Origin of the sequence: [Clostridium] symbiosum ATCC 14940 (genome assembly GCF_000466485.1) — a bacterium.
In the GTDB taxonomy this organism is placed as follows: domain Bacteria; phylum Bacillota; class Clostridia; order Lachnospirales; family Lachnospiraceae; genus Otoolea; species Otoolea symbiosa.
Window position 1 is genome coordinate 1 of sequence record NZ_KE992991.1, and the last position, 10,455, is coordinate 10,455.

Genomic DNA, 10,455 nt, shown 5'->3' on the forward strand with positions numbered 1-10,455 from the left:
GGCGTCCTCACCTGCTTAACTAAATCTCCATCAATCTTTCTTTCCTCTCCATCATCTCACCGACCCGGCTGATATACTGCTCCACTTCTTTCACATTCTCCGCCCTCTCTATCCTGTTTTCGGAGGGATAAAGAACCTTCGTCGTGGTGCCGGCGCCGCAGGCCATGATCGTCTGCTTTTCTTCCATAATCAGAATATTATAGATACATTCTTTTCCGGGCGCCGCATAGCCCACATTCTCAAAATTTCCGGCCATATTTTTCTGCCTGTACAGATAATATGGGTTCATTCCCATCTCTTCAGCGTAACGGGCCGTCATGTCGATCATTTCCTGGGTGTTTTCAATCTTTAAATTGCCGTAACGCTCTTTAAACATATTCAGCCTCGCGGCTCTCTTGATTGCCAGGGAATGAACGGTTACGCTGTCCGGTGCCAGCGCCTTTATCTCTTCCATCGTATTCTTTACATCGCAAAGCGTCTCTTCCGGAAGACCAACGATTAAGTCCATATTAATATTATCAAATCCCAGCCCGCGGGCCAGGTGGAATTTCTCCCTCACGTCCTCCACCGTATGGCGGCGGCCGATTAAGTCTAACGTCTTCTGGTTCATAGTCTGGGGATTAATGGAAATACGTGTAATTCCATGTTTTCTCAATACCTCCAGCTTCTCCTGCGTAATACTGTCGGGCCTTCCCGCTTCAACTGTAAATTCCCGGACTTTGTCCGTCGGAAAGGCAGCTTCCGCTTTGCACAGAAGCGCATCCAGATCCCCGGGATTCAGCGATGTGGGCGTTCCTCCCCCAAAATAAACGGTGTCCAGCGGCCGCCCCTTCATCTTCTCTGCCACGTAATCCATCTCCCGGAACAGGGCGTCCAGATAGAGCTTTGTCTTCCCCTCCCATTTCCCGATTGGAAATGAGGTAAAAGAACAGTACAGGCAGGTGGTGGGACAAAATGGGATTCCTATATAAAGGCTGTAGCCCTTTTCATAGTTCACCGGCTCCAGGAGTGCAAGCTCCCTCTTTGCCACATCAAGAGCGAGGCTTATCTTCTCATCGCTTGTGCAGTAGGTTTCCCTCATGTAATCGCGGATCCACCGGGCGTCACGGCCTTCCTGAAGCTTTGTCAGCGCTATCTTTGTCGGACGTATCCCGGTCAGCGTCCCCCAGGGAAGTTCCGTTCCCGTACGGGTACGGAGCAAGCTGTAAAGTGTACGCTTAATCAGGTTCTTTGCCTCAAACCGGTTGGTAAAGTCCGGCTTTACCGAAGCAAAGCTGACGGTTCTGTCCTCCGGCGCACCTTCATTGTCTTCTATATAAAGGTCGAAATTACAGCCGCATTTCCCTCCCTTTACAAGAAATCTTGCCTCATGCGCTTCTTCCCTCTTATGAGTAAATGCTTCTCCCGGATAAAAAGCCATCAGAAGCTCCCGGATATCCTGCTCAAAGGAATTGTCATCCAGCAGAATTGCAATCATAATTCTCTCCCTCTGTATCCGGCCAGAGGATTGTATCTCTTTTCATCCCCTATCGTGGTATAGCCCATGTGGCCCGGATATACATCCGTATCTTCAGGAAGCCCAAACAGAACATTAGCTACCGAGTTTATCATCTCCCTGGAATTCCCCGTCGGAAAATCAATCCGTCCGTAGGAGCCTTCAAACAGTGTATCGCCTGCAAACAGCACCTTCTCCGATGCTATATAATAGCAGCAGGAGCCGCAGGTATGGCCCGGCGTATGGATCACCTTAAACTGATATCCAATCAGCTCGAATTCCTCCTGATCCTTCAAAAGCCTGTCCGCTTTTAAATAAAGGCCTCCGCTCATAAACTGGCAGGACAGGTTCTTGTCCGGATCCGCCAAAACCCCGGCCTCCTGCTCAGATGCAAAAACAGGCGCCTTATATTTCAGGCGCAGCTCCTCCATCGCCATTACATGATCAAAATGACCATGGGTCAGCAGTATGGCCTTCACAGAGGCGCCCAGTTTTCCACATGTTTCAATGATTTTCGGAGCGTTATCCCCCGGATCCACAATGACAGCCTCCTTGTTTTGAGGATTCAATGCAATATAACAGTTCGTTTCCACCATCCCTACTACCAGTCTTGTTATCTCCAATTTTATATCCGCCTTTCTCTTGTATCCGCAGAAAACATGCCGGAGCCAGCAGCTGTTGAATCCAGTATACTGCGTAAATTCCCGTGACTGAGCATCCGCCATCCGTTCAGGACAAAGCGCCGAAGCGGCGCAGCAGACTACGCCCGGCTTCGGCAGCACAGCGGTGACAACGTTTTAACCTGCAGTTCTCTCAATATCAAGGACACCTTCAATTTGTCTTAGCTTATCAGTCAGTTTATTTAACTCCTCAATTCCATGAATATCAAACGCCATCATTATGGTGGCTTTCCCCTGTTTGCTGGTCCTGACATTCATCGAGGTAATATCAATCTGACGCTCTGTAAATACTTTTGAGATATCCACAAACATGCCGATCCGGTTATTGGCGAATATCTTAATCTCTGTTGAATACTTCTCTTTCCCGGTCGAGCCTTCGGGCTGCTGCCACTCGGCATCAATCAGCCGTTCCCGCTCTTCCTCCGGCAGGTTAATCACGTTAATGCAGTCCGTCCTGTGGATGGAGATTCCTCTGCCGCGGGTAACAAATCCAACGATCTCATCCCCCGGCACCGGACTGCAGCACTTGGAAAACCGGACCGCAAGGTCATGAATCCCTTTTACCACGATGCCGCTCTGTGATTTACCGGCCGCCAGCACCGGCACTTTGCTGCCTTCGCTGCTGATGCCGTCCAGGATGGTAGCGTCCGTCTCTTCCTTCTTCAGCTTCTTGTTTCTCTCCTCCAGCATCTTATTGATGACCTGGCCTTCCTTCAGGCCGCCGTGTCCGATGGAGGCGAGTACGGAATCCCAGTCCTTGAACGCATAGCGTTTCATGACCTTATCCGTGTATTCCGGTTTATTAATATCTGAAAAGTTGACTCCCTTTGCGCGGCAGTACTTATCAATCAGGTCGCGGCCGCGTAAAATATTGTCTTCTTTTAATTCCGTCTTAAACCACTGGTTTATCTTATTCTTTGCCTGTGTACTCTTGACAAGCTTTAACCAGTCCCGGCTCGGTCCCTTGGAATTCTGGGACGTAATAATCTCAATCCGGTCCCCGTTCTGGATCACATAGTCAATATTGACCAGTTTCCCGTTAACCCTTGCCCCCACCATCTTGTTTCCGACGGCGCTGTGGATCGAATAGGCAAAATCAATAGGCGTAGAACCGCTCGGAAGGTTCTTAACATCTCCGGTTGGTGTAAAACAGTATACATTGTCGGTGAAAAGATCGAGGTCGCTCTTTAAAAGACTCAGGAATTCTTTGTTATCCGACATATCCCTCTGCCATTCCAGAATCTGGCGCAGCCAGGATAATTTCGCTTCAGCGCTGTCTGTCGCTGATTTACTGCTTCCGCTCTCTTTATATTTCCAATGGGCTGCAATACCGTATTCCGCGGTACGGTGCATCTCAAAAGTTCTGATCTGTATCTCAAAAGGCTGCCCGCTGCTGCTGATAAGCGTCGTATGTAAGGACTGGTACATGTTCGGCTTCGGCATGGCAATATAATCTTTGAAGCGTCCCGGAATCGGCTTATACAGTTCATGGATGACTCCCAGAGCCGCATAACAGTCCTTAACCGTCTCCACAACAATTCTCACTGCAAATAAATCATATATCTGTTCCAGGGTCTTATCCTGGTTAACCATCTTCTTATAAATACTGAAAAAATGTTTGACGCGGCCGTCCACCTTGGCTTCAATGCCGGCGTCTTCCATGTGGCTTTTTACTTCAAATACAATCCCCTGTACGAACGCTTCCCTTGCATCCTTGCGTAGGGCCACCTTCTCGGCCAGCTCATAATAAACCTCCGGTTCCAGATATTTTAATGACAAATCATCCAGTTCCGTCTTAATCTTTGATATACCGAGGCGGTCGGCAATCGGAGCGTAAATGTCCATCGTCTCCCTGGCTTTTTCCTTCTGCTTCTCCGGCTTCATATACTGGAGCGTCCGCATATTATGCAGACGGTCGGCCAGCTTGATCAGGATAACGCGGATATCCTTCGCCATGGCGAGGAACATCTTTCTTAAATTCTCCGCCTGAATCTCCACTTTATCCATGGACCATGATATCTGTGTCAGCTTTGTAACCCCGTCTACAAGAAGGGCAACCTCTTCACCAAATATGGAGGTCAGTTCTTCCTCCGTCATTACCGTATCTTCCACAACATCATGCAGGATGCCCGCCACTATCGTCTCTTTGTCAAGCTCCAGGTCTGCCAGAATGATGGCAACACAAAGCGGGTGAATAATATACGGTTCACCTGATCTGCGTTTCTGTTCCTTATGGGCGTTATATGCAATGTCATATGCTTTCTCCACCATCGTAATGTCATCCGACGGATGATACTTGCGAATACCGGCAATCAGTTCCTGGTAGAGTTTTTCCGGACTTGTAAAGTCGGCCGGCGCCTCTATCTCCTGATCCAGTTTTTTAATTATTTCCAAACTTCCCATATACAATGCCTCCTGGCCTCCGGGCAGCTTTCCCCGTCGGTTTATCAATTCTTAACAGAATAATCACTATTATAAATATTTTTGTCAAAAAATGCAAGACTTTCAGGGTTTTACGCCTGATTCAGCCGTCTTATGCAGTTATTGTCCACGTTTCGCCGGCAAATGCGCTTCCGTAAACAGTAATAAAATCTCATAAGCCGACGCCCTTGTGCATATCTGTCATGTGATATTCTGCGTCTATAACAGGATTATTCCCTCACCTGTCTATTCTATTCAGCCGCATCCCTTTCGTTTCCTGTGCTTACAAAGAACCTGACACTTTATAGCCGGTAGCCCGGTCAACCACACTTACATACTCTTCGTGATGTATATATGCCGCAAGGTTTTTCAGGCTGATCTCCACGATCCGGTCCACTGTATACGGAAGATGGAAACCTCCCGAAACATGGGGCGTAATCAGAAGATTGGGGCAGCTCCACAATTCACTGTCCTCAGGAAGAGGCTCCTGCTCAAATACATCCAGAGACGCTCCCCACAGCTTTCCCTCCTTCAGCACTTTGACAAGCGCCTCCGTATCCACGATATTCCCCCGTCCTACATTTAAAAAGACGGCTCCTTCTTTCATCGCCGCAAACTGCCGTTCTGAAAACAGATGGAAGGTTTCTCTGGTCCCCGGCAGGCATACGGCCACCACATCGGCCTGGGCCAGACGCTTCTCCAGATTTTCAGCCGTGTCCATCTCGTCCATGCAGTCCGGTTTTTCCCGTACAGTCCGTCTGATGCCTGTTATATAGGCTCCGAACGCCTTCATTCTGGATGCAAATTCCATTCCGATGTCCCCTGCCCCTACAATCAGGATATGGGAGCCGATGATTGGGCGGACCCTTCCCGCATCCTTCCAGATTCTGTTTTTCTGATTTTCCAGATATACGGGGAATTTTTTCAAAAGCATTAGAAGCTGTCCAGTCATATGCTCTGCAATCGCTGTTCCGTATGCCCCGGTCGCATTGGTGAGCACGGCAGAGCCGGACAGCACTCCCTCTGCCAGATAGCCGTCGGTTCCCGCGCTGTTAAGCTGAACCCACTCAATTCCCTGGTTTACGGCAAGCAGGGACGGCGCTATGTTGCCGATGACCGCCGTAACCCTGGCCGCCAGACCGGCCGTAACCTCCTCTTTTCTGCAATATATAAATTCTGCCTCAGGAGCAATATTCGAATACTGTCTTTTCTGCTCCTCTGTAACCGGCAGCGTCACTAAAATACGTTTCATACTATCTCCAACCTTTCCGCTAAAAAGAATCCCGCTCGGGGTATTCCCCGCCTGCGGCGGACCGCTTCGGCGGCATAATTCCCTACCGCCGCTGCACGCTCTGCGCACAAGTCACCGCCGTCAATGAAAAGGCGCCGCGTAGATCCTGCCGCGGCGCCCTTCCCTGACTTATCGGCAGTGAAAATCCCGCCAAGCGTGCTTTTCACTGCTGTCAAAGCCTATCTGACAATCTTATTTTCCTTCGTAGGTGATCAGGGAATCAACCGGATATTCTTCCAGACGGTCTCTGCCGTGTAAGCCGGCCAGCTCCATGACAAAACAGATTTTAACGACCTCTCCGCCCAGATTTTCAATCAGCCTAATCATCGCCTCCGTAGTTCCTCCCGTGGCGATCAGATCATCCACAATGACCACCTTCTGCCCCGGCTTTATGGAATCTGCATGCATCTCGATTACGGCGCTGCCATATTCCAGCTCATACTCCATAGCAACCGTTTTACAGGGCAGCTTTCCTTTTTTTCTCACCGGAACAAATCCTTTGTGAAGCGCATAGGCAACAGGAACACCAAAGATAAAGCCTCTTGACTCAGGTCCCACGACCACGTCAAAATCAACTCCCTCCAAGTCTCTCAGTATGCCGTCGATAGCCAGATGGAGGCCGTCCGGATCCTGAAGAATCGTGGTGATATCTCTGAAAATGATACCCGGCTCCGGGAAATCCGGAATACTTCTGACATATTCTTCTAACTTTTTCATCTGCTTTCCTCTTTTCTCAATATTACTGCTATTTATTCTGTATATGCTTTCTTTTCGGGAATGCTTCCCCATGCCACTCTTCATCCAGCCTGTCGTAAGGTGTCGGCTTTCTGCTTTTCTTTCTTATCAGCCATCCCCCCACAGCGAGCATAAGCAGGAGTGCAAGGGCGGCTGCACTGATGACAGCTCCCATCTTCAGGCCTTCCGGCATATAGGTGAGGACAATAGTATGCCTTCCCTCCGGAAGCTCCAGCCCGGAAAAGGTTCCAAGCATCTTCCTGAGCGTCACAGGATTTCCGTCTACCGTAGCCGTCCATCCCTTATCATACGGAATTGACAGAAACATTGTCCCGCCTTCTCCCGCATCCACATTTCCTTCCAGATAATCATCATCCCACACACCGAGAATAAACGGATTGCCATTGAGCCTTTCGTATACGGCCTTCAGGCCCTCTTCCCTGAACAGATATGCCTCTGCATTCAGCTCGTCCGAGTTGTCCTTATTTTCCAGTGTTACGGTCTCTCCCGCTTTCAGGTAGCCGGTTTCCACCAGATACCCGCGGTTCAGGCTGTCAAAGGTTTTCGTCGTCTCCCCGACAGTCATCTTAACGGATTTCACCTGGTGGTTCATGACACAAATATAATACTCCCCGTCTTCCTCCGGAGTGAAGCTGAATGTCTTTGCATTATTCTCACCCAGAACACTTTCTAAAACGGGCGGGGCATCCAGAGCGTCACAGAGATTATTCTGCACATCCGCCGGATTTGGAAGATCTCTCTTCCAACCCGTCTCCATAATATCCGGCATCATAAACCCAAGGGGCAGCGTATAGGGATTTTCGTAAAGAAACGTCTCCCCGGAAAATTCCTTCAACTGGATTCTAGGATTCTCCTGCCTGCTGTTATACAGCGAATATCTGACGGAAAACAGGGAATCCACAAGAGGGGTGCTGCCGACGCTGCTGTATGCATTAGTCGAACCTTCGCATCCGACTTCCTTAAAGAAAGCGGTCATATCGGCATTGGCCACAGAGGAAAACAGGGAAACCGACGGAAAATTCATCCAGGCCCCGTCATTCTTCGTCCTTGCGTCCACCTTGTCAACACGGTAAAAACCGTTTCCCGTCCTTAAATCGCCGGTCAGTTCAATGACGCCTTCATTGTCCGACTTGTAAGCCGAACGGCTCGTCGTCGTGATACTGGTCACGGTCATGTTAACCGCAGCTTCCACCGCAACCACGGCCAGAGTCAGTAAAGCTGCCGCTGTCCTAGATCTGCGCGGGTTCTTATAAAAATAGATAAGGCCTGCATAGATCGCCAGAAAGAGGATTGCCACATAGAATACAATAAAGTGGAACGCTTTGTCCGTCACCAGCTTCTGTGCCAGAAGCACATAGCAGACGGACCCCCAGAATGCGGCCGCAATATGTTTTTTCGGTGTTTCTTCCAGATGCATATAAGCCCGGTAACACATGGACAGTATCAGGAAAATGTAAATAAAGGACTGGCGGCAGGGCAGGCTGTTCGGATAATGGAACCCGTGCCAGATAAAATTCAGTACATTGATTGAAAAACTGGCAAAAAACAGAAGCAGCAGTCCGCAGAATACCGCCTTTTCCTTCACCGGAATCTTTTTGCACGCCAGATACAGCAGGAAGAACATAAATACGGCCACACCGCAGTAGATATTTGGCCAATGCTCAAGTCCCGTTTCAGTCTGCACATTTCCAATGTGCCTTGCAAGCATGTCGAAAATAGAAAAATACATTTCATACGTCTTCGGGAAATTGAAATCTCCGGAGGCCGTGCTCTGCAGGGCGGCGATCTCCGGTAACAGCACAAAGGCGGCCAGCGCCCCTGCTATCAGTGAATATCCTCCAAACTGGACAAGACTGATGAAAAAGTCCCGCGCGCGCCTCTTCCCCTCCAGAATCAGAAGACAGATGAAATAAATCACCATAAAAAGGCAGATCATAATGGAAATATAGTAGTTGGACAGAATGGAAAGGCCAAGGGTCACGCAGTAGAGCATCCCTTTCTTTTCCTTTACAAGTTTTTCCAGTCCCAGCATAATCAAAGGGAATAAAAGAATACAATCCAGCCACATGATATTCCAGCTATAGGCAGCCATATATCCGGAAAGCGCATAAAAAATCCCGAAAAATCCAACGCCGAAATCCGATGTCCGATTATGTTTCTTCAGATACCAGGAAAATGTAAGTCCGCTTAAGCCCGTTTTAAACACAATCATATAGGTCATAAACTCAATGATATATTCTTTGGGGCACAGCATGACAAGCCAGTTGAGCGGGCTTGCCAGATAATAGGCATATAAAGCGGCAAAATTCACTCCCATGCCAATATCCCAGCTATACAGCAGACTTCCGCCGGTTCTCAGTTTATGGTGAAACTCGGAAAAGAACGGGGCATACTGGTGGTACATATCGGTTCTCAGAAAGCTCTCCTGTCCAAACGGAAATATCCCCCGCTGGGCAAATATCACGACCAAAACGATAACCGGAATAAAAAATGCCGCTATCAGCCCGTCCGACGGATGGAGAATGCCGCCGCACCGCGTCGATTCCTCCCTGCCCACGCTGTATTCACCCTCGTCGCTGTATTCTTCGTCGCTGTATTCTTCTTCGTTGTATTCTTCTTCGCTGTATTCTTCTTCGCTGTATTCTTCGGTGTTATATTCTTCTGAGTTATCGCCGCCGTTGTTACCGCCGTTGTTGTTGCCGACGTTGTTACCGCCGCCGTTGACTTCACCGTCATCCCGATATTCATTTTCTTTGGCGGCTCTGCCGGCTGTCCTGTTTTCCCCGTTATGTTCTTTCTGACAGCTGTCCGGTTCTTGCGCATAGAACAATTCTTTCACCGCCTTATCCTGCGGCTGTTTCCATGCTTTTATCCGGCCGGAAACAGGCTGTCCGGCCTCCTGCTGTTCCCGGGCACCCTGGCTTGAGGCACTCTGTTCCTGTACGGCCCGGGCCGCTGCGTTTTTTTCAAAGCTCTGCTGTCCGGATAGCTTTTCATCCGGAACCGGCTGTCCCGTTACCTGCTCAGCAGGCTGAATTCCTGCCGACACCTGTTCCAGCACCTCTTCAAATTCTCTGGAAATTCCGGATATCTCATCCCTGTCCATAAGTTCCTCCAAAACGTTATTCTCCGCATCCCTGTTGGGAAACGGGGATCTGAGCAATCACACGCTTCAATTAAAAACTTCAATCATTCTCTTGCGTCTGCCGTCTTTTTAAAGATAAATAATTTACTGAATATATAATTCAGTACCAGCGACATCGCCGATACCGCTACTTTTCCAATCCACTCATTCCAGCCCATTACATCCACGATAACCACCATGGCCACTACTGTGAAGGCCCCCGTCAGGGCGCGGCAGGAGACAAAAGACACAAACTCCCTCGAAAGCTCCTTCGGCCGGAACGTATAGCTCTGAAAGACAAATATCTTGTTGGTTACAAACGCAAAAATCACTGCTGCCGCCCATGACACGACAGAGGACCAGGCTACCGAATGATCAAGCCACCTCATCAGCGGGTAGACCATCCAGTCCACCGCAGTCGTCAGGACACCGAAAATAAAGTAGGAAACCGTCTCACGGTTCACGAACCTTGCCCACAGTTTTCCCATTTTTTCTTTTAACATATCAGATTCCTCATAATTTTCTCACGTTATTTGAGCCGTTTGCCCTATATTTTATATTAGCCTGACTCTCTTGTAAAGGTTTATGCCGTATCCTGCTGAAATTTGTAAGAAATTCGTTACTGTACACAGGCCAATGTCAGTTAGTTGACACTATGGAGATTTAACTGAGGTTGGAGGACGCGTCC

Annotated in this window: 7 protein-coding genes; all 7 read right to left on the reverse strand. The window is 49.0% G+C overall.

Translation table 11 applies throughout. The features are described 5' to 3' along the window. Nucleotides 1-19 precede the first annotated feature (19 nt). Nucleotides 20-1,477, reverse strand: coding sequence for a coproporphyrinogen dehydrogenase HemZ (gene hemZ / locus CLOSYM_RS16960; protein ID WP_021643054.1), 1,458 nt, complete (start codon nucleotides 1,475-1,477; stop codon nucleotides 20-22). Further along, nucleotides 1,474-2,118 carry an MBL fold metallo-hydrolase gene (locus tag CLOSYM_RS16965; RefSeq protein ID WP_003502041.1) on the reverse strand — a complete coding sequence of 215 codons (645 nt, stop codon included), beginning with the start codon at nucleotides 2,116-2,118 and terminating at the stop codon, nucleotides 1,474-1,476. The genes hemZ and CLOSYM_RS16965 overlap by 4 nt, the downstream gene beginning before the upstream one ends. 174 nt (nucleotides 2,119-2,292) lie before the next feature. Further along, on the reverse strand, nucleotides 2,293-4,578 hold the full coding sequence (locus CLOSYM_RS16970) for a RelA/SpoT family protein (protein WP_003502044.1): 2,286 nt from the start codon (nucleotides 4,576-4,578) through the stop codon (nucleotides 2,293-2,295). A 301-nt stretch (nucleotides 4,579-4,879) separates the two neighbouring features. Further along, entirely contained in the window at nucleotides 4,880-5,848 is a 969-nt protein-coding gene (locus CLOSYM_RS16975; RefSeq protein ID WP_021643057.1) for a D-2-hydroxyacid dehydrogenase, read from the reverse strand. 231 nt (nucleotides 5,849-6,079) lie between these two features. After that, the gene (locus CLOSYM_RS22825) at nucleotides 6,080-6,604 is read right to left on the reverse strand and encodes an adenine phosphoribosyltransferase (RefSeq protein ID WP_003502050.1); all 525 of its coding nucleotides are present in this window, start codon (nucleotides 6,602-6,604) and stop codon (nucleotides 6,080-6,082) included. 28 nt (nucleotides 6,605-6,632) lie between these two features. Continuing rightward, nucleotides 6,633-9,749 (reverse strand): YfhO family protein, encoded by a 3,117-nt coding sequence (locus CLOSYM_RS16990; protein ID WP_044902703.1) that lies wholly within the window; start codon nucleotides 9,747-9,749, stop codon nucleotides 6,633-6,635. A gap of 83 nt (nucleotides 9,750-9,832) precedes the next feature. After that, entirely contained in the window at nucleotides 9,833-10,270 is a 438-nt protein-coding gene (locus tag CLOSYM_RS16995) for a GtrA family protein (RefSeq protein WP_003502056.1), read from the reverse strand. Nucleotides 10,271-10,455: the final 185 nt, after the last annotated feature.

What these genes read in the sequence shown, in the direction of transcription:
- hemZ (WP_021643054.1), bottom strand. Translation starts at nt 1,477, where the DNA reads ATGATTGCAATTCTGCTGGATGACAATTCCTTTGAGCAGGATATCCGG.
- CLOSYM_RS16970 (WP_003502044.1), bottom strand. Translation starts at nt 4,578, where the DNA reads ATGGGAAGTTTGGAAATAATTAAAAAACTGGATCAGGAGATAGAGGCG.
- CLOSYM_RS16975 (WP_021643057.1), bottom strand. Translation starts at nt 5,848, where the DNA reads ATGAAACGTATTTTAGTGACGCTGCCGGTTACAGAGGAGCAGAAAAGA.
- CLOSYM_RS22825 (WP_003502050.1), bottom strand. Translation starts at nt 6,604, where the DNA reads ATGAAAAAGTTAGAAGAATATGTCAGAAGTATTCCGGATTTCCCGGAG.
- CLOSYM_RS16990 (WP_044902703.1), bottom strand. Translation starts at nt 9,749, where the DNA reads ATGGACAGGGATGAGATATCCGGAATTTCCAGAGAATTTGAAGAGGTG.
- CLOSYM_RS16995 (WP_003502056.1), bottom strand. Translation starts at nt 10,270, where the DNA reads ATGTTAAAAGAAAAAATGGGAAAACTGTGGGCAAGGTTCGTGAACCGT.